Below are 25,799 nucleotides of genomic sequence, written 5' to 3'. Positions count from 1 at the left end.
TGCCGGGGGTTTTGCTATCTGCAGATAAAACGCCCTTCGTTGCCCTCCCGCCCTGTTGCCCGTCTACACTCGAAACATCCTCCCAAGCCATGACGAGACCGTGATGCCCAGACTGACGGCCGTGCTTTTGCTGTCACTGATGACCTGGACCGCGACGGCCGGCGCGTTGACGCTCACCGATGAAGAGCACCGCTGGCTCAAGGACCACCCCGACCTGCGCCTGGGCGTCGATGCCTCGTGGCCACCGTTCGAGTTTCGCGACGATCAGGGCCGCTACCAGGGCTTGGCCGCCGATTACGTGGAAATCATTCGCCGGCGACTGGCTGTCACGTTGACGCCCATTGAACCGGTGAGTTGGACCGTCGTGCTGGAACAGGTCGCACAGGGCAGGATCGATCTCCTGCCGGGCATCATGTCCACCCCTGAACGGCAGAACTACCTGGCTTTCACCCGCCCATACCTGGACTTTCCGATTGTCATCCTGGCCCATCACGGCGGCGCCCAGCCGCGCAATCTTGAAGACCTCTACGGTCTGAAAATCGCCGTTGTGGAGAACTATGCCCCCCACGAACTGTTGCGCAATCACCACCCCGACCTGAACCTGGTGGCACTGCCCAACGTCAGCTCAGCCTTGCAGGCGTTGGCAACCGATGAGGTGGATGCCGTCGTCGGCGACTTGGCGTCCAGCGTCTGGAGCTTGCGCCAACTCAAGCTCGACGGACTCTATGTCAGTGGCGAGACCCCTTATCGTTATCAGCTCGCGATGGCCGTCCCGCAGGAAAACAAGATTCTGGTGAGTATCCTGGACAAGGTCATGGCGGACATGTCCCCCGCCGAGGTCAGCGAAATCCAGGAAAAATGGATCGGCAACGTGCGCGACTATCGGCAGTTCTGGTCAGATTTGTTGCTGTACGGCCTGCCAGGGCTGCTTCTACTGGTGGGTATCCTGGCAGTGGTGATTCGCATCAACCGCCGCCTCAGCTCCGAGATAGCCAGGCGAGTCGACCTGGAGCAAGAGCTGCGCAGCAGCGAATACCACTATCGCGGACTGGTCGAAAGTCTATCGGCGATTGCCTGGGAAGCACGGGTCAGCGACTTCACCTACAGCTACGTCTCGCCCCACGCCGAAGAATTGCTCGGCTATCCGCTCAGCCATTGGCTCATCCCGGGGTTCTGGCGCAACATCATTCACCCGGCCGACCTCATCCGCGCGCAGACCTATTGCGACCACGAGGTGCTTGCCGGGCGCGACCATTGCATCGACTACCGGGTGATAACCGCCGACGGTCGCTGCCTGTGGGTACGGGACATCGTCAGCCTGATCGAACACGGCCATGAGCCATTGATGCGCGGGTTGATGATCGATATCAGTGAAGCCAAGCACACCGAGGAAGCGTTGCGCCTGTCCGAACAGAAGTTCGGATCGGTGTTTCGCCAGTGCCCGGACATTCTGGTCATCGCCCGGCTGCTGGACGGCTGCCTGCTGGAAGTCAACAAAGCCTTTGAAGAGCAGATCGGCCTGAGCGCCGACCAGGTGGTAGGCAAGAGCGCCACCGACCTGGATATATGGGGCATACAGGGTGTGGGCCCGAGCCTGTTGCAGCGTCTGCAAGCCGGAAGTATTCGCAACCTGGAGATGCCCTTTCGGCGCAGTAACGGCCAGGTCTTCACCGGGTTGATCTCCGCGGAACCGTTTGACCTCGACACCACCCCGGCGCTGGTCGTGGTGGTCCGTGATATCAGCCAGCTCAAGGAAACCCAGCAACAGTTGCAGACCTCCGAAGAGAAGTTTGCCAAGGCCTTCCACGCCTCGCCCGATGGCCTGCTACTGTCCCGGCAGAGCGATGGCTTGCTGATCGAGGTCAACGACGGTTTCAGCCGTATCACCGGTTTCAATAGCTCGCTTTCGGTGGACCGTTCGACGCTCGACCTGGGCATCTGGGTCAACCTCAACGAGCGCAAGCAGATGCTCGACCTGCTGCAACGGGACGGCTTCGTCAAGGATTTCAGCTGCCATATCCGCCGCAACGACGGGCAGATCCGACTCTGCGAGGTGTCCAGCCGTCCGCTGCCCATCGGCAACGAAGACTGCATGCTGACCATCGCCCGGGACATCACCGAACGCCACCTCATGCAGGAAAAACTGCAACAGGCCGCCACGGTCTTCGAAAGCACCGCCGAAGGCGTATTGATCACCGACACGCAGCAGCACATCAGCGCCGTGAACCGCGCCTTCACCGAGATCACCGGCTACAGCGAAACCGAAGCCTTGGGTCATACGCCTCGCTTGCTCGCGTCCGGCCTGCATGACAGCGCGTTCTATGCGGCGATGTGGCATCAATTGACGGCCGAAGGGCACTGGCAGGGCGAGATCTCCAACCGCCGCAAGAACGGCGAACTCTACCCCAGCTGGCTGACGATCAGCGCCGTCCGCAACCGCGAACAACAGATCACGCACTTCGTCGCGGTGTTCGCTGACATCTCCAGCCTCAAGCACGCCCAGGCTCGCCTCGACTACCAGGCACACCACGACCCGCTGACCGGCCTGCCAAATCGCACCCTGTTCGAAAGCCGTCTGCTGACGGCCCTGAACAACCAGCAGGAAAACGGCGGCCAGGGCGCGGTCCTGTTTCTCGACCTGGACCGTTTCAAGCACATCAACGACAGCCTCGGGCACCCGGTCGGCGACCTGCTCCTCAAGGGCATCGCCGTGCGACTGCGAGAACAACTGCGCGATATCGACACGGTCGCGCGACTGGGCGGTGACGAATTCATCATCCTGCTGCCCGGCCTGCAACAGCCCAGCGATGCCGAGCACATCGCGCATAAACTCTTGAATTGCTTCGCCGCGCCATTCCAGGCCGGCGAACATGAGTTTTTCATCAGCGCCAGCATCGGCACCAGCCTGTATCCGCAAGACGGCGGCGATGTCGCCACGCTGGTCAAGAATGCCGATGCGGCGATGTACCGTTCCAAGGCCAAGGGTCGCAACCGGGTTGAAAGCTACACCCGCGATCTCACGGCCCAGGCCAGCGAACGCGTCGCCTTGGAACACGAACTGCGACGGGCCATTGAACGCAACGAGCTGTCGCTGTCCTTCCAGCCGAAAATCAGTCTCGCCGACAACCGGCTGGTGGGCGCCGAAGCGCTCATTCGCTGGACGCACCCGACCTTCGGTGACGTGCCGCCCGAACATTTCATCCCGTTGGCGGAAGAAAACGGCATGATCCTGCAGATCGGCGATTGGGTATTGGAAAGCGCATGCCGCCAGCTCTGCGAGTGGAACAGCAACCATGAAAGCCTCGGCCCGCTGTCGGTCAACCTCGCGGGAGCCCAACTGCGCCAACCCAACCTGCTGGGCCGCATCGAGCAACTGCTGCGGGAAAACCAGCTTGAGCCTGGCTTATTGCAACTGGAAATTACTGAAAACTTCATCATGAGCCAGGCCGAAGAGGCGCTGACGGTACTGCACCAACTGAAGAAACTCGGCGTGCAACTGGCCATCGACGACTTCGGCACCGGCTATTCCTCCCTGAGCTATCTCAAGCGACTGCCGCTGGACATCCTCAAGATCGACCAGTCATTTGTCCGCGGTCTGCCTGACGACCCCCACGATGCCGCCATTGTGCGAGCAATCATCGCCCTGGGGCGCAGCATGCAGTTCACCATCATCGCCGAAGGCGTCGAAACCCTGGCCCAACAGCAATTCCTCACCGAAGAAGGCTGCGAACAGATCCAGGGCTACATCGTCAGCCTGCCCCTCTGCGCCGAGGAATTCGCCGCAACGTTTCTGCGTATGACCGTATCGGATTTTTCGGATAGCACAGCCGAGAAACCGTCGCTATAATCCGCGGCCTACTGAGGGCCCATAGCTCAGTTGGTTAGAGCAGAGGACTCATAATCCTTTGGTCCACGGTTCGAGTCCGTGTGGGCCCACCAAATTGAAAGCCGCGCATTGCGCGGCTTTCGTCGTTTCCAGGGTACAAGGATTTAATGAATCACTTGATGCCAAGTGATCGATCCAGCGAGATCGCACCGCCGCCGCGGGCGACGATGAGCAATTGCAAGCCTGCCCAGGAAAGGTGGGTTGCCCAGGCGTCAGGGTAGACAAACACCTCGATTACAAACGTCATGCCCAGCAATGCCAATGCCGACAGTCGCGAGAACAGGCCTAGCACAAGCAGCACTGGAAAAAGATGCTCACTGTAGGTTGCCAGGTGCGCGGCCAGTTCCGGTGTGACCAGCGGCAGTGCGTATTCTGTGCGAAACAGCTCGTAGGTGCTGGGCGTGATCGTCAGAAAACCACTGACCTTGGTACGCCCTGACATCAGGAAGATGGCTGCGATGGATAGCCGCGCAACCAGCACCAACAACGAGTCACCCAGCATCGCGCCAAGTCGGTCTGCGATGCTGTTCCACATGCCCCGCAAGGATTTGTCGGCTGTGGACGAAGGATTTCTTATGGCGTCCATGATCTGCTCCGCTGGCTAAGTTGCGGTTATGGGATGCTTACAGAGGCGAACGCGTCGGCGCTGAATAAGCGGGTAATGAGTTCTGAAAAATCCAGGTCAGGCTGAACCTCAAGGGCCTTTTCCGCGGCCTGTTCGAGCGGTAGATGGGCTGCGCAGGCATCCAGGAACCTGCAATCGGCAGCACTGGCGGCCTGCCAAAGAACCTTGCCTTGCTTGCGCGTCAGCAGCGCTCCTTCGCCTCGCCAATCGAGTTCATCGGGCATGTCCCGCCCTTCACGATTGAACCGCCAAAGGGTGTAGGCGGGGTTGTCCGGGAACCACGCCCACCGGCAAGCGGCCTTCGGTGTGAGTCGGCTGCGGGCCAAGTCCTGTGGGGGCAGCTTCGCCAGTTCGCTCGGATCGACGTCGGGTTCATCTTCGGCGCAATGGACGTGCGTCCAGAGCAGATCAAGGCGGGCGACGTCGCCCAGATAAGGCATTTCCCGCGCGTGCTCGAAAGCGTCGAGAAAATCCGGGAATCCAGCCCCGTAATGCAACAACCGGGAATCGGTCGGGGGCGCCTGCCGGGCATGAAGCGTCGCGGCAGCCTTGAGCCACTCTGTACCGACCAAGCGTTCGACGGTGGGAAAGTTCGCCAGTAATGCGTCCACCGATCCTTTGAGAACAGTATTGCGGTACACCATGAAACCGGGCTGTTCGATCAGCGCGGTCATTCCAGTCGAATGTCGCTCATATAACGCGTCGACGAACGCATCCTGGAAACTTGCCAGCGAGGTGTTCATATCGTCACTTCCGATATACGCCGGCTGCCGATGCTCAACAACCCCTGCGCCCTGTCTCGTTCAGCCAGCAAGACATCGAACCCGGGAATATTGTCGTCGCGCTCGATCAAGGTCGGGCGCCTGCCGATCCGGTCGATAACGCGTTGATACAACAACCAGACATCATCAGCGATGGGCGCATCGTGAGTATCGATCAGTAGTTGCGTGTCCCCCGGATCCACTGCGTGACCTGCCAAATGTATTTCCATGATCGCCTTGGCCGGAAAGGCATCCAGATACTTCGACGCATCGAAGCCCAGGTTATGCGCGCTGATATGGACGTTATTGATGTCCAGCAACAACCCGCAGCCAGTCCTTGTACTCAGTTCGGTCAGGAACTCTATTTCGCTGAATTCATGCCCCGGCAAACTCAGATAATGAGTGGGGTTTTCAATGGCAATCGAACGTCCCAGGGCGTCTTGTGTTCGTTGGATATTGCTTGCGATGCGCTGCAATGCCTCGACTGTACGAGGGAATGGCAACAGATCAGGATGATATTGGCCACGCCATGCGGACCAGGCCAGATGTTCGGAAATCAATGCAGGCTGTACACGGTCGACCAGTGCCTTGAAACGCTTCAGATGGCTTTCGTCCGGTGGGCAATCGGCAGCCAGTGAAAGTGAAACACCGTGCAGCGACAGCGGGTGCTGGCTCCCGATTGCCTCCAGCCACGCGAGACGGGGGCCACCTTCAACCATGTAGTTTTCCGGATGAACTTCGAACCAGAGTCCCTCGGCAGCGCAGTCAAGCGCATCGGAGTAATGGTTCGGTTTCAGGCCGAGTCCGGCCCCCATCTGGAATACGTTTTTCATGATCGGTGAACCCCCTTGGCACTGCGATTACATAGGCGTAAGAGAGCCCATGCCTTTTGGCGTCTTGATGGAGGTGCACGTACCGGCAGGCACGTTTTTCCAGGCATTGGCCTGATAGTCCATTTTGGCGGTGCCCGCACAGGTCGTGCCTGCCCCCGCTTTGCAATCGTTCTTGCCGGCCATGGAAACGCCGTAGCATTTTTCCATGGCGCCTGCTGCGGCAGGCGTTTCTGCGGCGATGGCACCGGCGGCGAACGAAGAGAAGGCAACGGCGAGGGCGGCAAGTTTGAGGTTGTTCATGATGTGCTCTCCAGAAAATGGGTTGGTCGCTGCATCAATGCTTGGGCATTGTGTTTGCGATCCACCAAGTAGTTCGATGCCGTTCCGGATTCGGTTACAGCGACCACAAAATATTTTTGGGGCCAGCAAAAAATGCCTCACGCCGGGAAGCCGCATGTAAGATTCGCTGCCGGCATTAGCAGCAACGAGATAATTTTCCCTTTCGTGTAACCAGAGCGAACGATGGAACGAACTACGGATAACGATGCTTTGCGCAGCCGAGAGCTCCATCTTCAGGCCTTGTTTCTCTCCGGCCTGGATGGAGACGAAAGGGCTTATCGCACGTTTCTATCGGAGCTAAGCGGTCATCTTCGCGGCTTTTTACGCTCAAGGCTTCAACAGCGCCCCGGAGACATCGAAGATCTGCTGCAAGAGGTTTTACTGGCCGTTCATAATGCGCGCCAGACGTATCAAGCAGATCAACCGTTGACGGCATGGGTCTTTGCCATTGCGCGTTACAAGCTCATCGACTTTTTCCGTGGGAGATCACGCCATGACGTGTTCAATGACTCCCTCGACGATGCGGCAGAGCTGTTTGCCGAGCCGCATCTTGAACCTGCGCAGGCCAGTCGCGACCTGGGCAAGTTGCTTGAGCAACTACCTGAACGCCAGCGTCTACCTATCGTACGCGTGAAACTGGAAGGGCTGTCTGTGACGGAAGCCGCTCAAACGACGGGGTTATCCGAGTCTGCGGTGAAGATAGGGATACACCGAGGGCTGAAAGCCCTGGCGTCGAGAGTGAGAGGTGCACGATGAAGACTGATGATTTGATTTCCCTGCTCGCCTCGGGCGTGACCCCGGTCGATCGACGGGCGCCCGCCAAGCGATTCAGTATCGCGGTGCTGGCCGGCCTCCTGGGCGCCCTTTTTCTAGTGGTCGCACTGAAAGGCGTGCGCCCAGACTTGGGCCAGGTCATGGCGACACCGATTTTCTGGGCCAAGATCGCGTTTCCGCTCTGCCTGATGATCGGCACGCTGGGCATGGTCATGAGGCTGGCCAGGCCTGGAGTGGCCTCGGGACCCGGTAAAATCCTCATCGTCGCAGCTGTCACTGCGGTGTGGGTTGGCGCGATCTATGTCCTCATGGTGACCGCACCTGATGATCGCGTCGCCGTCATTCTGGGCGATACCTGGCGGGTGTGCGCGCTCAATATAACCCTGCTGTCGATTCCGGGATTCATCGCGGTGTTCTGGGCTCTGCGCGGCCTCGCTCCCACGAACCTGACGCTTACAGGAGCCTGCGGCGGACTGCTGGCAGGCTCAATGGCGACGATTGCCTATTCTCTTCATTGTCCCGAAATGCAGGTCCCATTTTGGGCAGTCTGGTACTTGTTGGGCATGTTGGTGCCGACGATACTGGGCGCGCTGCTCGGGCGACGCTGGCTGCGCTGGTAGCAGGCCCTTCGGTTTTTCCAGGGCCCTACGACTGCGACGCCACGCGCCTCTACTTAGTGTCGGTTCACCTACGACAAGAAACCCCATCCCACCGAGACCTCCATCATCACCAGCCCCAGCCTGTCCCGACTGTTCCTCGAACTCTTCTGGCAACTCGGCATCCTGGTGGTGCCAGCCTTCTTCGTCACCATCCTGCCGCCGCCGCTGGCCTTGCTGGCGGTGGTATTGCTCGGTTTGCTGATGGGGCTGGCCGCGCGGCTGGGCTTTCAGCCGATGGGCCGAGGCATTGCCCGGCTGACAGTCGGAGCGGTGTTTGGCCTGGGCTTCAGCCTGGGTCGGGCGCTGCCCGAGTGGTGGGGCATCCTGGTGGCTATCGTTGCGATCATCGTCGGCCTTGCCTGCGTCAGCAAATGGGAGCGACGTCTTGGGCTGGCGCCGGTTACCACCAAAGGGCCGAGCGCCTGGGGTGGCAGCGAGCCGCTGTTGACGCCTGAAGGAGAACCGATCCGGCAGTTCAACCACAGCGAAATCGCCATGGGCGGTCCTGTTTACTGCGACTATCTGTTTCCCGACGGCGTACTTCTGCAAGGGCTTGGCTCTTCAGCGGTATTTTCCAGCGACGGTCGTTATTTCGCCGCGCCCGTGCCGTCCCGCCAGGAATGGGGACTGGTCATCCTCGATCGCCAGCAGCGCAAGGTCTACCGCTGCGCCGAAAGCGAGTTCTGGGAATTGGATTCCTTCAATCCTGACGAACTGATCGGCCGTCATAGCCCCCTGGTGGACAACGGTGCTCGCCAAGCGCGGCTTGAGGATCTGCTGCGAACCGCACAGGTGGCGGACCTGGTTCCCGTCGCTGACCTGTGGCTTGAACCAGGCTGGCACCCGGACAATGTAGCGCCCACCTTCGAGCGGCCCAGCGCCGACGGCCAGCATCGCCTGGAGGGCGATCTATTGCTGCCCGCGACCTTCCGTGATCTGGACCAGCCATTGGCGCCGCTGTATTCCCCGCACTATGCCATCAGCGTCGACGGGCAGCCGTCGGGGCTGGTCATGGCAGCCGATGCACCTTTGGTCTGGGGCGCCACTGAACCCGCGCTGGTGTGTCTGGCCCGAGAGCAAGCCAACGATGCGGACAGCGATCAGTATTGGTTGTGGCAAGCGGAAAATGGCTGGCGCGCCCTGCCCTCGCCCTGGGTGAAAAGCGCCGCCGAGCCTTCCTTTTACTGGCACGAGTTGCTGAGCCTCGAGGCGAACCGTGTGCACATCGGCACGTACCTCGACTATCCGCGACCGAGCTCCGGCCGTTACGGCTATCGCCTGGACAGCATCCACAGCGATACCGAAACCCAGACAGGTCACGACGCCCAGGGTCGCGTGCTGGTTGGTGAATTCAAGCTGACCCGGATGTCCATCGTCATGCCGCTGGACAGTCGCGGCCGGCGAGGAAACTCGTGCATCGAGACACAGTCGATGCTGGACGGCAAACGCGCTTGTCTGACCTGGATGCGCGACAACCCCGACGGACTCGGAAGTTATCGCTGCCAGATCGGCGATTGGTCCTTGCCGGGAAGTTGGTTGCTTGATCATCGGGTCTCCGATTGCGGGCGCTACCTGGCGCTGCTGCCCTTTGAGCACGCAACGACAGTGGCGACCCACGCGGTGGTCGCAGACTTGCAGGAACGACGCCTGCTGCAAGGGCCCGCCCTGTGGGTGGAGCGCATACTCGATTTCCGCGATGGCCGCTTGAGCCTGGCGGTCGTCGAAGGTCGTCTTGATAACGATCTGGAAAGCAGCCCATTAATGCGCTTCAACGTCGTCGCGCCACAGGTCGGAGGTGACGCTTCGTTCTTCCGTTCCAATGAACACTCCCGGCTGTTCTACAACACCGTTCAGCTACAGCCGGAAGATTCGCAGCTCCACATCGTTGAGCCACGGCGCCTGGTGGACCGCCCCCAAGCGGCCACCGCCGACGGCGACTTCATCCAACCCGCGCCGAATGACCAGGATGCCGCCTGGCTATTCGGCAGCGAAACGGAATACGCCGACAGTTGGGTGCGTGCCGGTACGCCTCGCCTCGGCGGGCACCTGTTGACGGCGTCGGGCTGTGCATTGGTTGACCTGGCGCCGTCGATGGCCTGGTCATCCAATAGCCGATATCTGGCGTTGACCTGCATGGCAACCGACGTGACAGAACTCTGTGGAAACTACCGGGGCTGGCAGTTGCTGCTGCTCGATGTCCAAGACCATACGCTGCGGATACACCCGCGGTGGCTGGGTCATCGGCCGTTGTTTGAAAGCTTCGACGAGCAACAACTACAGGTACGCTGTTTCAAGCGCGATTGGGAAATTGAAGGCAATGACGACCGAGGTTCGGTGCAGGCGTTTTCACTGGGCGACTTGCTGCAGTTGCCGGCCGAGCCCCTGATCGGCCAGGACGGTCTTTGGCTCAGGTCTTCCCAGGCGCACCTCGCCCCGGCTTGGCGAGCGCTGGCCTTGCCTGCCACCCGCTACTTCGAACGCCGGAGCCTGTAACATGCCCGCCATTGATGCATGCGCCGGAGCTGACCTTGACTGATACCCGCCCTCCCGTCCTCGACGAAATCGATCGCCAACTGATCGCGGCGCTGCAAATCAACGCGCGGGAAAGTGTTGCGATGCTGGCCCGGCAACTGGGCATCGCCCGCACGACCGTGACCTCGCGCCTGGCTCGATTGGAGAAAACCAAGGTCATCACCGGATATGGCGTGCGCCTTGGGCAGCGAGTGATCGATGGCGGTTTGCAGGCTTATGTCGGCATCAAGGTCCAGCCACGCTCCGGCAAGGACGTGTTGCGACGCCTGAGCGCGATGGCCCAGGTCCAGCAGTTGTGCGCGGTCAGCGGCGAATTCGATTACGTGGCCTGGTTGCGCACGGATTCGCCGGAGCAGCTGGATCAGTTGCTGGACCAGATCGGCAGCGTGGACGGGGTGGAGAAAACCACCACCTCGATCATCCTCAGCAGCAAGATCGATCGGGGCCAGCCGGTCTAAAGCCAACCCAAAAACCTGTGGGAGCGGGCTTGCTCGCGATAGCGGTGTGTCAGTCAACATTCTCATGGCTGATCCACCGCTTTCGCGAGCAGGCTCGCTCCCACATGGGACCAGGATTCGTCATTACGATTGCGAGATTGCTACAAATGACGAAAAACAGCGCAAAACGACGACACATTGCGTCTTATTAACGTGTTTCTCCCTCTCTAGAATGGCTGGCATCTTTTCCTATACTCAGACGCGAACGTCGCGTCGAGTCGCCCATCAAGGTCCGCCATGAACAAGAACAATCGCCACCCAGCAGACGGCAAGAAACCCATCACCATTTTTGGGCCGGATTTTCCGTTCGCCTTTGACGACTGGATCGAACACCCGGCCGGCCTGGGCGTCATTCCGGAACATAATCACGGCGCCGAAGTGGCGATTGTCGGTGCCGGCATCGCTGGCCTGGTGGCGGCGTACGAGTTGATGAAGCTGGGCCTCAAGCCCGTGGTCTACGAAGCGTCGAAAATGGGCGGGCGCCTGCGCTCCCAGGCGTTCAACGGCGCCGAAGGCATCATTGCCGAGCTCGGCGGCATGCGGTTCCCGGTGTCGTCCACGGCGTTCTATCACTACGTCGACAAGCTGGGCCTGGAGACCAAACCCTTTCCCAACCCGTTGACTTCGGCCTCGGGCAGCACCGTCATTGACCTGGAAGGCCAGACTTACTATGCAGAAAGCATGGCCGACCTTCCCGCGCTGTTCCAGGAAGTCGCCGACGCCTGGGCCGACGCATTGGAGGCGGGTTCACGCTTCAGCGAGATCCAGCAAGCGATCCGCGACCGCGACGTGCCACGTCTCAAGGAACTGTGGAACACCCTGGTGCCGCTGTGGGATGACCGCACCTTCTATGATTTCGTCGCCACCTCCAAGGCGTTCGCCAAGCTCTCGTTCCTGCACCGCGAAGTGTTCGGCCAGGTCGGCTTCGGCACGGGCGGCTGGGACTCGGACTTCCCCAACTCGATGCTGGAAATCTTCCGTGTGGTAATGACCAACTGTGATGATCATCAACACCTGGTCGTCGGCGGTGTGGAACAGGTGCCTCACGGTATCTGGAAGCACGTGCCGGAGCGTTGCGCACACTGGCCAGCAGGCACCAGCCTCAATTCGCTGCACCTGGGCGCGCCTCGTGCCGGCGTGAAACGCATCGCTCGGGCCGATAATGACCGGTTCAGCGTCACCGACGTCTGGGGCGACACGCGCGAATATGCCGCCGTGCTGGTCACCTGCCAGACGTGGCTGTTGACCACCCAGATCGAATGCGAAGAGGCGCTGTTCTCGCAGAAACTGTGGATGGCCCTGGACCGCACCCGCTACATGCAGTCGTCGAAGACCTTCGTGATGGTCGACCGGCCGTTCTGGAAGGACAAGGACCCGGAAACCGGCCGCGACCTGATGAGCATGACCCTCACCGACCGCCTGACCCGTGGCACCTACCTGTTCGACAATGGCGACGACAAGCCGGGCGTGATCTGCCTGTCATATTCGTGGATGAGCGATGCGCTGAAAATGCTGCCTTATCCTGTGGAAAAACGGGTGAAGCTGGCCCTCGATGCCCTGAAGAAGATTTATCCGAAGGTGGACATCGCCGCGCGGATCATTGGCGAACCGATCACCGTGTCCTGGGAAGCGGACCCTTACTTCCTCGGCGCATTCAAGGGCGCCTTGCCGGGCCACTATCGCTATAACCAGCGCATGTACGCGCATTTCATGCAGGACGACATGCCCGCCGAACAAAAAGGGATCTTTATCGCTCGGCGACGACGTCTCATGGACACCCGCCTGGGTTGAAGGCGCGGTACAGACCTCGCTCAACGCCGTGTGGGGAATCATGAAACACTTCGGCGGTGAAACTCACCCCGAGAACCCGGGTCCAGGTGATGTGTTCGACGAAATCGGTCCGATCGCCCTGCCCGAATAAAAGGAGTTGTCGATGCGCGTAGCCCTTTACCAATGCCCACCGTTGCCCATGGACCCGGCCGGCAACCTGCAGCGCCTGCATCAGATCGCGCTGGAAGCCAGGGGCGCCGATGTGCTGGTGGTGCCGGAGATGTTCCTCACCGGCTACAACATCGGGGTCGATGCGGTGAATGTACTGGCGGAGGTCTACAACGGCGAATGGGCGCAGCAAATCGGCCGTATCGCCAAGGCGGCCGGCCTGGCGATTCTCTATGGCTACCCTGAACGCAGCGAAGACGGGCAGATCTACAACGCTGTCCAACTGATCGATGCCCACGGTGAACGCCTGGCCAACTACCGCAAGAGCCACCTGTTCGGTGACTTGGACCACACGATGTTCAGCGCCGGCGACGCGGCGTTGCCGATCGTGGAACTCAACGGCTGGAAGCTCGGTTTCCTGATCTGCTATGACCTGGAGTTCCCGGAAAACGCGCGGCGCCTGGCACTGGCCGGCGCCGAACTGATCCTGGTGCCTACCGCCAACATGCAACCCTACGAGTTCATTGCCGATGTCACCGTGCGCGCACGGGCGATCGAGAACCAGTGCTTCGTCGCCTACGCCAATTATTGCGGCCACGAAGGCGAATTGCAGTATTGCGGCCAGAGCAGCATCGCTGCACCGGACGGCAGTCGGCCGGCGTTGGCGGGCCTGGACGAAGCATTGATCGTGGGCGATCTCGATCGACAGCTGATCGATGATTCCCGCGCGGCCTACAACTACCTGCACGACCGTCGCCCCGCGCTTTATGGCGACTTGCCTAAACACTGATCCGGACTAATCCGCTAGCATGAGCGCATCCCCATCCTGGAAGCGCTCATGCCGGTCCCCGATCCCCTCCGCCCCCACATTGAAACCCTGGCCAACGGCCTGCAGGTGACATTGCGTCATGTTCCCGGCCTCAAGCGCTGCGCCGCTGTGTTGCGGGTGGCGGCTGGCAGCCACGATGCGCCCGAGGCCTGGCCGGGCCTGGCGCATTTCCTCGAGCATCTTTTCTTCCTGGGGACAGAACGCTTTCCTACCGGACAGCACCTGATGGCCTACGTGCAAGGTCACGGCGGGCAAATCAATGCGCGCACCAGCGAACGCACCACCGACTTTTTCCTGGAGTTGCCACCGGCAGCCCTGCCCGGCGGACTGGACCGGCTGGCCGATATGCTCGTCCATCCGCGCCTGGACGAAAACGATCAAATGCGCGAACGCGAGGTCCTCCACGCTGAATTCGTCGCCTGGTCCCAGGACGCAGCGGCCCAGCGACAGATGGCCTTGTACGAAGGGTTAGCGGCGAGACATCCGCTACGGGGATTTCATGCGGGCAATCGCGACAGCCTTGGCGTATCGCAGCAGGAATTCCAAACGGCACTGCGGGATTTCTACCAGCGTTTCTATCAGGGCGGCCAAATGACCCTGAGCCTGGCTGGCCCGCAGGACATCGAAGCCTTGCGGACCCTGGCCATCCAATTCAGCGAGCACGTGCCCACCCATGAAACAGCGCTCCGGCAGGCACCGCCGAGGCTCATGGCGTCCGCCGACGCCAGTTATCAGCAGACGCGGGAAGGCGGCCTCGATTTGCTGTTCGCCTTCGAACACCTGCCCGCCGCCTCGCCCCGAGCCTTGGATTTCCTGTGCCATTGGCTGAACAACCCTAAGCCTGGCGGCTTGCTCGCGACACTGCGCCAGCAAGGCCTGGCTGACAGCCTCAAGGCCACCGCGTTGTATGAATTTGCCGGCCAAGCGCTGCTGCATATCGAACTCAAGCTCGACAGCGGAGAAACACCCGTCGATAGCCGGCCGTTGCTGCGCGACTGGCTGGGCTTTTTTACCGCCCAGGACGACTGGGCGTCACTGCGCCAGGCATACACCTCGCTTCGGCAACGTCAGCAAGAAACAGCGACCGCCTTGCAACTGGCCCGCTGGGACTGCGAAGAACGCGAAGGTCCGCTGTCGGAAAAAGACTTGATACGCCTCAGGGAAATCCTCAGGCAACTGCACCCCGTGGAGAACGTCGCCGGACAATGGCACGTGCCAGCGCCCAACCCATTTCTGCAAACCATCAGTGAACCACCCCGCGCCGGTTTGATCCGCGGCCAGACCAGCGCCCACCGTGGCTTGCGCACATTTGCCCAGGACCGCAGCCGGGGCCGCCGGGAACGCTCGCCCATGCAGTTCAGCCAGGCATTGCCGGATACCTCACCTGAAGGTGCGGTATACCTGCGTTGGCAACTGCCGGCACAAGCACCGCTCGATTTTCAACTCAGGCTAGATCGACAATTGACGGATTTGCGCGAAGACGCCCGTCAGGCCGGTGTCGACATTGCCTTTGAACCCAGCGGCCAGCAATGGCTATTGAAACTGCTCGGCTTGCAGGCACCAATGCCGTTGGTCCTTGAACACTTGCTGACGAAGCTGGGACAGCCACTGCCGCCCGTCCCGGCCCGGGACGACGCGCCGCTGATACCGATCCGACAGCTGTTGCGCGAATTGCCGAATCATTGCCAGCAAAACCCACGGTCATCCTCGCAACCCTCATCCGGCAGCGATCAGGGTGTCTGGGCGCACGCCCACTGGGACGGTTTGGCCGTCGGTCTGTCGGCGGCCACCCAGGCCGCCATTGGGCCCGTATTGGCGCGAGTCCCTGGTATCGCCCGAGAGGAAGCTCCGACAACGAGCGTGCCTGCGCCGATGCGTCGCTGGCATTCGCTCCAGACCCAAGGCGACGAACAGGCCGTGCTGCTGTTCTGTCCCACGCCCACCCAGGATTTGGCCGATGAAGCCGCGTGGCGCCTGCTTGCCCATCTGTGCCAAGCCCCGTACTACCAACGCCTGCGGGTCGAGTTGCAGTTGGGCTATGCGGTGTTCAGTGGCTTGAAACAGATCGACGGCCGGACCGGCTTGTTGCTGGGCGCGCAATCCCCCACGGCGTCGGCGGCGCAGTTGGTCGAGCACATGGAGCAGTTCCTGGACGGCTTGGTGGAGCTGATCGAGCAGATTGACGATGCGACCCTGGCCAGCCATCGACAAGCCCTGGGCAGCCAGCTGCAAAGTACCGTGCTGCCGGTTGCCCAGGTCGCCGAAGTGCTCTGGCAAGGCAAGCTGGCCGGTCGTCCATCGGACTACCTTCAACAGTTACCCGACGCCATAACAGCTATCACGCGCAGACACTTGATAGACGCGGCCCAGCGCCTGGCCGACGCCCATGGCGGACGGTATTGCCTGAGCAACGCGCCGTGTCCGGGAATGCCTTGGCAAGCGGGGCATTGATCGTTACGGACCGTGCAACGAGCTTTCTCAAAGAATCGCGGCGAACGAATTTGTCAGATTTAGTAACATAGCCGCCTAAGCATCTGAACATCTCCCTGCGGAGGTGGACTATATGTATAGGCTCCACCTGTACCATCTAACCGAAGCATCCCAACCAAAGGAGTATTCCCATGTCCTGGTCCAAACCCGCATATATCGATCTGCGTATCGGCTTCGAAGTCACCATGTACTTCGCCAGCCGTTGATAGCTGCAGGCGGTAGTAAGCAACACCACGCCTCGGTCATCCGGGGCGTTTTTTATTTCGGTTTGCAGATGGAGCGGCCATGTTCGTCCAGATTCTAGGTTCCGCCGTCGGCGGCGGTTTCCCCAGTGGAACTGCAACTGCGCCAATTGCGCAGGTTTTCGCAACGGCAGCCTGCGGGCCCAGGCGCGTACCCAGTCGTCCATCGCGATTTCCGATGACGGCGTGAGCTGGGTGTTGTGCAACGCCTCACCGGACATCCGCGCCCAACTCCAGGGTTTCGCCCCGATGCAGCCTGGCCGGGCCCTGCGGGACACAGGCATTGGCGCGATCATCCTGATGGACAGCCAGATCGACCACACCACCGGCCTGCTCAGCCTGCGTGAAGGCTGCCCGCACCAAGTCTGGTGTACCGACATGGTCCATGAAGACCTGAGCACCGGCTTCCCGCTGTTCAACATGCTGACCCACTGGAACGGCGGGTTGAGTTGGAATCGCATTGAACTCGACCAGAGCTTCACCATCGCCGCCTGCCCGAACCTGCGCTTTACGCCACTGCCCCTGCGCAGCGCCGCCCCGCCCTATTCCCCGCACCGCTTCGACCCGCATCCGGGCGACAACATCGGGCTGATCGTCGAAGACCTGCGCACCGGCGGCAAGCTGTTCTACGCCCCAGGCCTGGGCAAGGTCGACGAGTCGTTGCTACAGATCATGGCCGGCAGCGATTGCCTGTTGGTGGACGGTACGATGTGGGACGACGATGAAATGCAGCGCCGTGGCGTCGGCACCCGTACCGGTCGGGAAATGGGCCACCTGGCGCAGAACGGCCCTGGCGGCATGCTTGAAGTGCTGGAGCGGCTGCCAGAGCAGCGCAAGGTCCTTATTCATATCAACAACACCAATCCGATCCTGGACGAGGATTCGCCCGAGCGGGCCGAGCTGGTGCGACGCAATGTCGAAGTCGCCTACGACGGCATGAGCATCGAACTGTAGGAGGGCCCGAAATGACTGACACGCCATTGACCACCGCAGAATTTGAAGCAGCCTTGCGCGCCAAGGGCGCCTTCTACCATATCCATCACCCGTATCACGTGGCGATGTACGAAGGCCGTGCCACGCGCGAGCAGATCCAGGGCTGGGTCGCGAACCGCTTCTATTACCAAGTGAACATCCCACTCAAGGACGCCGCGATCCTGGCCAACTGCCCGGACCGGGAGATCCGCCGCGAGTGGATTCAGCGCCTGCTCGACCATGACGGCGCACCCGGTGAAGATGGCGGCATCGAAGCCTGGCTGCGGCTGGGCCAAGCGGTGGGCCTGGACCCCGACCAGTTGCGTTCCCAAGAACTGGTGCTGCCGGGCGTGCGCTTCGCCGTAGACGCCTACGTCAACTTCGCCCGCCGGGCCAGTTGGCAGGAAGCCGCGAGCAGCTCGTTGACCGAACTGTTCGCCCCGCAGATCCACCAGTCGCGCCTCGACAGCTGGCCCCAGCATTACCCGTGGATCGACCCGACCGGCTACGAATACTTCCGCACCCGCCTGGGCCAGGCCCGGCGCGACGTGGAGCATGGCTTGGCGATCACGTTGCAGCACTACACCACGCGCGCTGGCCAGGACCGCATGCTGGAAATCCTCCAGTTCAAACTGGACATTCTCTGGAGCATGCTCGACGCCATGAGCATGGCCTACGAACTGAATCGCCCGCCCTATCACACCGTGACCGACCAACGGGTTTGGCATAAAGGAATTACCCTATGAGTTTCGATCGCAGCCAAACCCCCAACTGGCGCCCCGGCTATCGCTTCCAGTACGAACCGGCCCAGAAAGGCCACGTGCTGCTCTATCCTGAAGGCATGATCAAGCTGAACGACAGCGCTGCGCTGATCGGTGGCCTGATCGATGGCGAACGCGATGTGGCGGCAATCATCGCTGAGCTGGATAAACAATTTCCCGGTGTGCCTGAGCTCGGTGACGACATCGAGCAATTCATGGAGGTCGCCCGTGCACAGCACTGGATCACCCTTGCCTGAGAAGCCCGCCGTTGGCCTGCCGTTGTGGCTGCTGGCCGAGCTGACCTATCGCTGCCCGCTGCAATGCCCGTACTGCTCCAACCCGCTGGACTTTGCCGAGCAAGGCAAGGAGCTCAGCACGGAGCAGTGGTTCAAGGTGTTCCGCGAGGCGCGAGAAATGGGCGCCGCGCAATTGGGCTTTTCCGGCGGCGAGCCGCTGGTGCGCCAGGACCTGGCCGAGCTGATCGGCGAGGCGCGCAAGCTGGGTTTCTACACCAACCTGATCACCTCAGGCATCGGCCTGACCGAACAGAAGATCAGCGACTTCAAGAAGGCTGGCCTGGACCACATCCAGATCAGTTTCCAGGCCAGCGACGAGCAGGTGAACAACCTGCTGGCCGGCTCGAAGAAAGCCTTCGCGCAAAAACTCGAAATGGCCCGGGCGGTGAAAGCCCACGGCTATCCCATGGTGCTGAACTTCGTGACCCATCGGCACAACATCGACAAGATCGACCGTATCATCGAGCTGTGCATCGCCCTCGAAGCTGACTTCGTCGAACTCGCCACGTGCCAGTTCTACGGCTGGGCGCAGCTCAACCGCGTCGGCCTGCTGCCGACCCGGGAACAGCTGGTGCGGGCCGAGCGCATCACTAACGAATACCGGGCCAAGCTGGAAGCCGAAGGCAACCCGTGCAAACTGATCTTTGTCACGCCGGACTACTATGAAGAACGCCCCAAAGGCTGCATGAATGGCTGGGGCAGCATTTTTCTCACCGTCACGCCGGACGGCACGGCATTGCCGTGTCACGGCGCCCGGCAGATGCCGGTGCAGTTCCCGAATGTGCGCGACCACAGCATGCAGCACATCTGGTACGACTCGTTCGGCTTCAACCGTTTCCGCGGTTACGACTGGATGCCCGAGCCCTGCCGCTCGTGCGATGAGAAGGAAAAGGACTTTGGCGGCTGCCGTTGCCAGGCGTTCATGCTCACGGGCGATGCCAGCAATGCCGACCCGGTGTGCAGCAAATCCGAACACCATGGGATAATTCTCCAGGCTCGCGAAGACGCCGAGCACGCCACGCAAACCATCGAGCAACTGGCCTTTCGCAATGAACGAAACTCACGCCTCATCGTTAAAGGCTGATCCGCTCAGCGCCGCCCAGGCTGTCGCGGCAGGCATCGATTTTGCCGAACTGCAACTCGGGCCCCTAGGTCTGTTCTGGAATGAATACCGCCCCGCGGACGGAGCCTGTCGGATCTGGCATTGGCGAGATGGCCAGGCGCATTGCCTGACCCCGGATGGCTTCAGCGTGCGCAGCCGGGTCTATGAGTATGGCGGCGGGTCGTTCTGCCTGAGCGATGACGGCGTGCTGTTTGTCAACGAGGCCGACCAACAGTTGTATCACCAATTGCTGGGAGACCCGCGCCCCGTGGCGTTGACCTCGGGTGAACGTCGATATGGCGATCTGCACTTCGCCGCAGGGCACGTGCTAGCGGTGGAAGAACAGGCCAACCAGCATCGTCTGGTGTCGATCGGGCTGACCGATCATCAGCGATGCGTATTGGCCGAAGGCGCGGATTTCTATGCCGCGCCGATCCTGAGTCCTGATCAAAAGCGTCTCGCCTGGATCGAGTGGAGTCGCCCCCACCAGCCCTGGACGGCCACGCGGCTGATGCTGGCCGAGCGCAACGATGCAGGTTGGGGCGAACCGGTCTGCATGGCGGGTCACGGTGCGGAGGAGTCCATCCAGCAACCGCGCTTCGATGCTTCCAATCGTCTTTATTGCCTGACCGATCGAGGCGGTTACTGGCAACCTTGGGGTGAATACGTGGGCGTCCTGAGGCCATTGGCTGCCGCCGAAGCCGACCACGCCCCCGCACCCTGGCAACTGGGCGGTTGTACATGGCTGCCCATCGACGAAGAGACTTACCTGGCGAGCTGGACCGAGGTAGGTTTTGGTCGGCTGGGCTTGTGCCATGGTGACGCAACCGAAGACTTTACCGGGACCTACAGCCGCTTTCGCAGCCTGGCGCAAGATGAGCGTTTCATCTATGCCATTGCCGCCTCGCCAACCAGCCCGTCGGCGGTCATCGCCATCGAACGACAGAGCCACGACACCACCGTGCTGGCTGGCGGCATTGCACCGCTATTGGCCGAACAGATCAGCCGTCCACAGACCCTGCGCTACCCCGTTGCTTCAAGTGAAGCCCACGGGTTCTTTTATCCGGCCATGGACGCCAACCCGAAACCGCCGCTGGTGGTATTCATCCATGGCGGGCCGACTTCCGCCTGTTATCCGATATTTGATCCGCGCATCCAGTACTGGACCCAGCGCGGCTTTGCCGTGGCCGATCTCAACTACCGCGGCAGCAGTGGTTATGGCCGGGCCTACCGGCAGGCATTGCATCTGAATTGGGGCGTGGTGGATGTCGAGGATGCCTGCGCCGTCGTTGCGTACCTGGATGAGCAAGGCCTGGTCGATGGCCGCTGCGCCTTCATTCGTGGCGGCAGCGCCGGTGGGTATACGACCCTTTGCGCCTTGGCATTCCGGGATGTGTTCCGTGGCGGAGCCAGCCTCTATGGTGTCAGCGATCCGGTTGCCCTGGGCCGCGCCACGCACAAGTTCGAAGGCGACTATCTGGACTGGCTGATCGCCGACCCGCACGTAGATGCCGAGCGCTATCGGGCCCGTACTCCGTTGCTTCACGCAGACAGGATCCGCGCGCCGATGATTTTTTTCCAAGGCGAGCTGGATGCCGTGGTCGTGCCGCAACAGACCCGCGATATGGTCAAGGCATTGCAGGACAAAGGTGTTCCAGTGGAGGCGCATTACTACGCCGACGAGCGCCACGGCTTTCGCAAGGCCGTGAACCAGGCGCATGCGCTGGAGCATGAGTGGTTGTTTTATCGCAAGGTGATGGACGCTGGCTTATAGCAGTGACGAGCTTTTGTGGCGACGGAGCTTGCTCCCGCTGGGTCGCGAAGCGGCCCCAAGCTTTTTGCGATCGCTGCGCAATCCAGCGGGAGCAAGCTCCCTCGCCACAAAGGAATCCTCAATAAAGGAATCCTCTGGCCGCAGGGCTTCAACGCTTGGCGATGATATACACCGCGTGCACGATGCCGGGGATATAACCCAACAGCGTCAGCAGGATATTCAGCCAGAAAGCCCCGCCGAAACCGACTTGCAGGAACACACCCAGCGGTGGCAGCAGGATGGCGATGATGATGCGAATGAAATCCATGGATGACTCCCTGATGAGCGATGGCCACGTTGCCATAGCCATGGACACCTGCCCGCTCGTCGGGGTTCAGTAATTGCTCGCGGGAGGCCTCGAAAGCGTCCGCCGATAAAAAACGCGGACAAAAGAAAACCCCGCCGAAGCGGGGCTTTGCAGACTGTTTCCCTGACATCCATTTCACTCCGCCTTCCTGGCAGAATCCTACGTGTCCGTGTTGTTACTTTTGCGCGTCCTGCGCTACGTCCATGGAAGCTAGATTAGCCCTGGATCCAATCGGACGATAGAGGGAAATCGCCAGCACGTCATGTAAGCATTTGCTTACATGACGGCATGTTTCAGAATTGGCCGGGTTCCAGCAGGAACAACGACTCACTGCCGGCCTTCACCGAAGCGCTCAGGGAATGGATCCGCGGCAACAGGCGGGCGAAGTAGAATCGCGCCGTGCCCAGCTTGCTGGCATAGAACTCATCCTGGTTTTCCTTGCCCAGGGCCGCCCTGGCCATGAGCGCCCACATGTAGGCGTATGCGGTGTAGCCAAATGCCTGGAGGTATTCCACCGACGCCGCGCCGATTTCGTTCGGATTGCTTTTCGCCCGGTCCAGCAACCATTCGGTCAGTTCGTCCAGCGTGCCGACGGCATCGTTCAACGGCTTGGTGAACTCCGACAACTCGCTGCTTGCCGTGGCGGTGAAATGGCGAATCTCATCGGCGAACAATTTATAGAACGCCCCGCCACTGCCGACGATCTTGCGTCCCACCAGATCCAGCGCCTGGATACCGTTGGTGCCTTCGTAGATTTGTGTGATGCGCACGTCGCGCACCAGTTGCTCCTGGCCCCATTCGCGAATGTAGCCGTGACCGCCAAAGATCTGCTGGCCGTGAACGGTGGTTTCCAGACCCAGGTCGGTGAGGAAGGCCTTGGCGACGGGGGTCAACAGCGCGACCAGATCTTCCGCACGCTTGCGCGTGGCGGGGTCTTCGCTGAACTTCGCGGTATCCAGTTGCATCGCGACGTAGGTGGAAAATGCGCGGCCACCCTCGTTCGAGGCTTTCATGGTCAGCAGCATGCGACGCACGTCCGGGTGGACGATGATCGGGTCGGCGACCTTGTCCTTGTTCTGCGCGCCAGTTGGCGAGCGGCTTTGCAGGCGGTCACGGGCGTATTCGATGGCGTTCTGGTAGGAGCGCTCGCCGGTGGCCAGGCCCTGGATACCGACGCCCAGGCGCTCGTAGTTCATCATGGTGAACATCGCCGCCAGGCCTTTGTTCGGCTCGCCTACCAGATAACCCACGGCCTCGTCGAAGTTCATCACACACGTGGCGGACGCCTGGATACCCATTTTGTGTTCGATCGACCCGCAGTTGGCCGCGTTCCGCGCGCCCAGGCTGCCGTCGGCATTGACCATGAATTTCGGCACCAGGAACAGCGAGATGCCTTTCGGCCCAGCCGGAGCGTCCGGGAGTTTCGCCAACACCAGGTGGATGATGTTTTCGGTGAGGTCGTGTTCGCCGCCGGTGATGAAAATCTTCGTACCACTGACCTTGTAGGAACCGTCAGCCTGGGGCTCCGCCTTGGTGCGGATGATCCCCAGGTCGGTACCGGCGTGAGGCTCGGTCAGGCACATGGAACCGGCCCAGATACCGGCGTACATGTTCGGCAGATACGCCGCTTTCAATTCCTCGCTTGCATGGGCGTTGATCGACAGGCAAGCCCCGGCGGTCAGCATCGGATACAGGCCGAAGGACAGGCTGGCCGAGTTGACCATTTCCTCGACCTGGGCCGAAACGGCCTTGGGCATGCCCATGCCGCCATAAGCCGGATCACCGCCAACGCCGACCCAACCGCCTTCGGCGTAAGTCTTGTAGGCCTGTGGGAAACCTGCCGGCGTGGTGACAGCGCCGTCCGACCAGTGACAACCTGCTTCGTCAGCTGCACGACTGAGGGGGGCGACGCTTTTACTGGTGACCTTTCCGGCTTCCTCCAGAATCGCTTCGACAGTTTCAGCATCCACGGTCTCGGCCAGCGCCGGCAGTTGGGCCCAGAGTTTTGCGACCTCGAACACTTCATTGAGGACGAAGCGCATATCGCGCAGGGGCGCTTTGTAGTCAGCCATGGCAAACCTCGCAAGATCTAAACAATTGGTTCGTAGGAAAGCGGTTTCGCAATGGGCCAGAGTGTACCCCAACAACTTTTGCGACACATAGGGTCAACCCATGACTGTTTTGTTATCTTTAGTCACGGTCAAAAGTTGATGTTTTACCGTGGCGAGGGAGCTTGCTCCCGCTGGGGTGCGCAGCAGCCCTCTTTTGAGCGCTACGCACTGGAGCGCCAGCCCGGTCACGCGGGAGCAAGCTCCCTCGCCACGGAGAATGTCTCAGCCCATCAAAGCGCAAACAATTCCGCCGGCAACTTCATCAGGCATTCACTCCCAGCCTCGACGGCGGCCCGATGAGCGGTCGTGCGCGGCAGCAGGCGCTTGAAATAAAACTCACAGGTCGCCAGCTTGGCCCGGCAAAAATCTCCATCGCCGTCGCCACTGTCGAGCTGTGCCTGGGCCACCAACGCCATCCGCAGCCACAGATAGGCCAGGATGATGTAGCCGCTGTACATCAGGTAATCCACCGAGGCAGCCCCTACCTCATCGGGGTTTTTCATGGCCGCCATGCCAACCTGGGTCGTCAGTTCGCCCCACTGCCGGTTGAGGCCATCGAGCTGCGCAACGTATCCGTCGAGCTGCGGATGCCCGGCATTGGCGGCGCAGAACTTGTGGACGATCCTGGTGAAGCCGCGCAGTAACTTGCCCTGACTGCCCAGGACCTTGCGCCCCAGCAGGTCCAGGGCCTGGATGCCATTGGTGCCCTCATAGATCGGCGCGATCCGACAGTCGCGCACCAGTTGCTCCATGCCCCATTCGCGGATAAAACCGTGGCCGCCAAACACCTGCATGCCGTGGTTGGTCACCTCCAGTCCGGTATCGGTCATGAAGGCTTTGCAGATTGGCGTGAGAAAAGCCAACAAGTCTTCGGCCTCCTGGCGGGCGGTTTCGTCGCTGCTCAGGTGCGCGGTGTCGAGCAATTGCGCAGTGAAATACGTCAACGCCCGGTTGCCTTCGTTGAAGGCTTTCATCGTCAACAGCATTCGACGCACGTCGGGATGGACGATGATCGGGTCAGCGACTTTTTCCGGTGCCTTGGGGCCAGTCAGCGAACGCATCTGCAGGCGATCGTTGGCGTACTTGATCGCGCCCTGGAAACTCGCCTCGCCCAAACACAGGCCCTGCATGCCAGTGCCGAGGCGGGCGTGGTTCATCATGGTGAACATGCAATTGAGTCCCTTGTTCGCCTCGCCGATCAGGAAACCCTTGGCGCCGTCAAAATTCAGCACGCAGGTGGCCGAGGCCTTGATGCCCATCTTGTGCTCGATCGACCCGCAGGAAACGCCATTGCGTTCCCCGGCCTCGCCCGTGGCGTCCGGCAGGAACTTCGGCACGATGAACAGCGAGATGCCCTTGGTGCCGGCCGGCGCATCCGGCAGCTTGGCGAGCACCAGGTGAATGATGTTGTCGCTCATGTCGTGCTCGCCGGCGCTGATGAAGATCTTGCTGCCAGTCACTGCGTAACTGCCGTCAGCCTGAGGCACGGCGCGGGTCTTGATGATCCCAAGGTCGGTGCCGCAGTGGGCTTCGGTCAGGCACATGGTGCCGGTCCACTGGCCGGCGGTGAGTTTGCTGAGATAGGTCTGCTTCTGCTCCTCGGTGCCGTGGGCGTGGATGGCCGACATGGCCCCGTGGGTCAGGCCGGGATACATGCCCCAGGACGTATTGCTCGACCCGATCATTTCGCTGATGACCAACCCCAGGGAACTGGGCAGGCCCTGGCCACCATACGCCGGATCCGCCGCCAGGCCGTGCCAGCCGCCTTCCACATACTGTGCGAAAGCCTGCTTGAAACCTGTAGGCGTAGTCACCACGCCATTGTCGAAATGGCAGCCCTCTTCGTCACCTGGGCGATTGAGTGGCGCCAGCACGTGCTCGCAGAACCGGGCGCCTTCCTCGAGGATGGCGCTGACCATATCCGGACTGGCATCGCTGGCACCCAGTTCGGCATAGCGGCCATGGAAATCGAAGACGTGGTCGATCAGAAAGCGCATGTCACGCAGGGGGGCTTTGTACTCGGGCATGGTGG

Annotated in this window: 19 protein-coding genes, 1 tRNA gene and 2 pseudogenes; 15 read left to right on the top strand and 7 right to left on the bottom strand. The window is 61.0% G+C overall.

The features are described from left to right. Positions 1-103 precede the first annotated feature (103 nt). Positions 104-3,847 (top strand): EAL domain-containing protein, encoded by a 3,744-nt coding sequence (locus tag AB4N42_RS05925; RefSeq protein ID WP_460115970.1) that lies wholly within the window; start codon positions 104-106, stop codon positions 3,845-3,847. A 15-nt stretch (positions 3,848-3,862) separates the two neighbouring features. Then, positions 3,863-3,939, top strand: a tRNA-Ile gene (locus AB4N42_RS05920). 59 nt (positions 3,940-3,998) lie between these two features. On the opposite strand, the gene AB4N42_RS05915 is transcribed toward AB4N42_RS05920, so the two are convergent. From AB4N42_RS05915 to AB4N42_RS05900, 4 genes are read right to left on the bottom strand one after another with little or no spacing between them, the layout of a single operon-like run. After that, complete coding sequence (locus AB4N42_RS05915) at positions 3,999-4,472, bottom strand: DoxX family protein (protein WP_407683029.1); 474 nt, start codon at positions 4,470-4,472, stop codon at positions 3,999-4,001. A 26-nt stretch (positions 4,473-4,498) separates the two neighbouring features. Beyond that, positions 4,499-5,254, bottom strand: coding sequence for an HvfC/BufC family peptide modification chaperone (locus AB4N42_RS05910; protein ID WP_407683028.1), 756 nt, complete (start codon positions 5,252-5,254; stop codon positions 4,499-4,501). Beyond that, the gene (gene bufB / locus AB4N42_RS05905; protein WP_258648417.1) at positions 5,251-6,105 is read right to left on the bottom strand and encodes an MNIO family bufferin maturase; all 855 of its coding nucleotides are present in this window, start codon (positions 6,103-6,105) and stop codon (positions 5,251-5,253) included. Before bufB ends, AB4N42_RS05910 begins: the two co-directional genes overlap by 4 nt. Before the next feature lie 27 nt (positions 6,106-6,132). Next, complete coding sequence (locus AB4N42_RS05900; protein ID WP_030139242.1) at positions 6,133-6,405, bottom strand: BufA1 family periplasmic bufferin-type metallophore; 273 nt, start codon at positions 6,403-6,405, stop codon at positions 6,133-6,135. Between the two features lie 222 nt (positions 6,406-6,627). Between AB4N42_RS05900 and AB4N42_RS05895 the strand changes: the two genes are divergently transcribed. From AB4N42_RS05895 to AB4N42_RS05835, 13 genes and pseudogenes are all read left to right on the top strand, one after another. After that, positions 6,628-7,200, top strand: a complete 573-nt coding sequence (locus AB4N42_RS05895; protein ID WP_030139243.1) for a sigma-70 family RNA polymerase sigma factor — start codon at positions 6,628-6,630, stop codon at positions 7,198-7,200. Beyond that, the gene (locus AB4N42_RS05890) at positions 7,197-7,838 is read left to right on the top strand and encodes a DUF1109 domain-containing protein (protein WP_407683026.1); all 642 of its coding nucleotides are present in this window, start codon (positions 7,197-7,199) and stop codon (positions 7,836-7,838) included. The genes AB4N42_RS05895 and AB4N42_RS05890 overlap by 4 nt, the downstream gene beginning before the upstream one ends. A 102-nt stretch (positions 7,839-7,940) precedes the next feature. Beyond that, positions 7,941-10,370: a hypothetical protein gene (locus AB4N42_RS05885; RefSeq protein ID WP_460116371.1), complete on the top strand. Its 2,430-nt coding sequence runs from the start codon at positions 7,941-7,943 to the stop codon at positions 10,368-10,370. 35 nt (positions 10,371-10,405) lie between these two features. Beyond that, positions 10,406-10,867 (top strand): Lrp/AsnC family transcriptional regulator, encoded by a 462-nt coding sequence (locus AB4N42_RS05880; RefSeq protein WP_018607342.1) that lies wholly within the window; start codon positions 10,406-10,408, stop codon positions 10,865-10,867. Between the two features lie 276 nt (positions 10,868-11,143). Further along, positions 11,144-12,827, top strand: a pseudogene (locus AB4N42_RS05875) (flavin monoamine oxidase family protein). A gap of 12 nt (positions 12,828-12,839) precedes the next feature. Then, a complete protein-coding gene (locus AB4N42_RS05870; protein ID WP_198797839.1) occupies positions 12,840-13,634 on the top strand; it encodes a carbon-nitrogen hydrolase family protein in 795 nt (264 codons plus the stop codon). Between the two features lie 48 nt (positions 13,635-13,682). After that, a complete protein-coding gene (pqqF, locus tag AB4N42_RS05865) occupies positions 13,683-16,124 on the top strand; it encodes a pyrroloquinoline quinone biosynthesis protein PqqF (protein ID WP_460115969.1) in 2,442 nt (813 codons plus the stop codon). A gap of 170 nt (positions 16,125-16,294) precedes the next feature. Further along, entirely contained in the window at positions 16,295-16,369 is a 75-nt protein-coding gene (pqqA, locus tag AB4N42_RS05860) for a pyrroloquinoline quinone precursor peptide PqqA (protein ID WP_003177660.1), read from the top strand. Positions 16,370-16,448: 79 nt separating this feature from the next. Then, positions 16,449-17,359: pseudogene (gene pqqB / locus AB4N42_RS05855) on the top strand (pyrroloquinoline quinone biosynthesis protein PqqB). Between the two features lie 11 nt (positions 17,360-17,370). Continuing rightward, positions 17,371-18,123, top strand: a complete 753-nt coding sequence (gene pqqC / locus AB4N42_RS05850) for a pyrroloquinoline-quinone synthase PqqC (protein WP_460115968.1) — start codon at positions 17,371-17,373, stop codon at positions 18,121-18,123. Further along, on the top strand, positions 18,120-18,395 hold the full coding sequence (gene pqqD / locus AB4N42_RS05845) for a pyrroloquinoline quinone biosynthesis peptide chaperone PqqD (RefSeq protein WP_030139251.1): 276 nt from the start codon (positions 18,120-18,122) through the stop codon (positions 18,393-18,395). The genes pqqC and pqqD overlap by 4 nt, the downstream gene beginning before the upstream one ends. Beyond that, entirely contained in the window at positions 18,388-19,518 is a 1,131-nt protein-coding gene (pqqE, locus tag AB4N42_RS05840) for a pyrroloquinoline quinone biosynthesis protein PqqE (RefSeq protein WP_085987043.1), read from the top strand. The genes pqqD and pqqE overlap by 8 nt, the downstream gene beginning before the upstream one ends. Continuing rightward, positions 19,484-21,310, top strand: a complete 1,827-nt coding sequence (locus AB4N42_RS05835; RefSeq protein ID WP_460115967.1) for an alpha/beta hydrolase family protein — start codon at positions 19,484-19,486, stop codon at positions 21,308-21,310. Before pqqE ends, AB4N42_RS05835 begins: the two co-directional genes overlap by 35 nt. Before the next feature lie 148 nt (positions 21,311-21,458). Here the strand turns inward: AB4N42_RS05835 and AB4N42_RS05830 are convergent, their stop codons facing one another. From AB4N42_RS05830 to AB4N42_RS05820, 3 genes are all read right to left on the bottom strand, one after another. Beyond that, positions 21,459-21,617 (bottom strand): YqaE/Pmp3 family membrane protein, encoded by a 159-nt coding sequence (locus AB4N42_RS05830; RefSeq protein WP_003177654.1) that lies wholly within the window; start codon positions 21,615-21,617, stop codon positions 21,459-21,461. A gap of 332 nt (positions 21,618-21,949) precedes the next feature. Then, a complete protein-coding gene (locus AB4N42_RS05825; protein WP_323154453.1) occupies positions 21,950-23,728 on the bottom strand; it encodes an acyl-CoA dehydrogenase C-terminal domain-containing protein in 1,779 nt (592 codons plus the stop codon). Between the two features lie 269 nt (positions 23,729-23,997). Continuing rightward, positions 23,998-25,794, bottom strand: a complete 1,797-nt coding sequence (locus AB4N42_RS05820) for an acyl-CoA dehydrogenase C-terminal domain-containing protein (protein WP_323154452.1) — start codon at positions 25,792-25,794, stop codon at positions 23,998-24,000. Between the last annotated feature and the right edge of the window lie 5 nt (positions 25,795-25,799).

The organism is Pseudomonas sp. H2_D02, from assembly GCF_054677635.1.
The sequence above is the reverse complement of the archived record's forward strand: the minus strand, read 5'-3'. Positions and strand labels throughout refer to the sequence as shown.

Bases quoted from the DNA above. Each gene is read 5' to 3' on its own strand.
- AB4N42_RS05925 (WP_460115970.1), top strand. From the start codon at position 104: ATGCCCAGACTGACGGCCGTGCTTTTGCTGTCACTGATGACCTGGACC.
- AB4N42_RS05915 (WP_407683029.1), bottom strand. From the start codon at position 4,472: ATGGACGCCATAAGAAATCCTTCGTCCACAGCCGACAAATCCTTGCGG.
- AB4N42_RS05910 (WP_407683028.1), bottom strand. From the start codon at position 5,254: ATGAACACCTCGCTGGCAAGTTTCCAGGATGCGTTCGTCGACGCGTTA.
- bufB (WP_258648417.1), bottom strand. From the start codon at position 6,105: ATGAAAAACGTATTCCAGATGGGGGCCGGACTCGGCCTGAAACCGAAC.
- AB4N42_RS05900 (WP_030139242.1), bottom strand. From the start codon at position 6,405: ATGAACAACCTCAAACTTGCCGCCCTCGCCGTTGCCTTCTCTTCGTTC.
- AB4N42_RS05895 (WP_030139243.1), top strand. From the start codon at position 6,628: ATGGAACGAACTACGGATAACGATGCTTTGCGCAGCCGAGAGCTCCAT.
- AB4N42_RS05890 (WP_407683026.1), top strand. From the start codon at position 7,197: ATGAAGACTGATGATTTGATTTCCCTGCTCGCCTCGGGCGTGACCCCG.
- AB4N42_RS05870 (WP_198797839.1), top strand. From the start codon at position 12,840: ATGCGCGTAGCCCTTTACCAATGCCCACCGTTGCCCATGGACCCGGCC.
- pqqF (WP_460115969.1), top strand. From the start codon at position 13,683: ATGCCGGTCCCCGATCCCCTCCGCCCCCACATTGAAACCCTGGCCAAC.
- pqqC (WP_460115968.1), top strand. From the start codon at position 17,371: ATGACTGACACGCCATTGACCACCGCAGAATTTGAAGCAGCCTTGCGC.
- pqqD (WP_030139251.1), top strand. From the start codon at position 18,120: ATGAGTTTCGATCGCAGCCAAACCCCCAACTGGCGCCCCGGCTATCGC.
- AB4N42_RS05835 (WP_460115967.1), top strand. From the start codon at position 19,484: ATGAACGAAACTCACGCCTCATCGTTAAAGGCTGATCCGCTCAGCGCC.
- AB4N42_RS05830 (WP_003177654.1), bottom strand. From the start codon at position 21,617: ATGGATTTCATTCGCATCATCATCGCCATCCTGCTGCCACCGCTGGGT.
- AB4N42_RS05825 (WP_323154453.1), bottom strand. From the start codon at position 23,728: ATGGCTGACTACAAAGCGCCCCTGCGCGATATGCGCTTCGTCCTCAAT.
- AB4N42_RS05820 (WP_323154452.1), bottom strand. From the start codon at position 25,794: ATGCCCGAGTACAAAGCCCCCCTGCGTGACATGCGCTTTCTGATCGAC.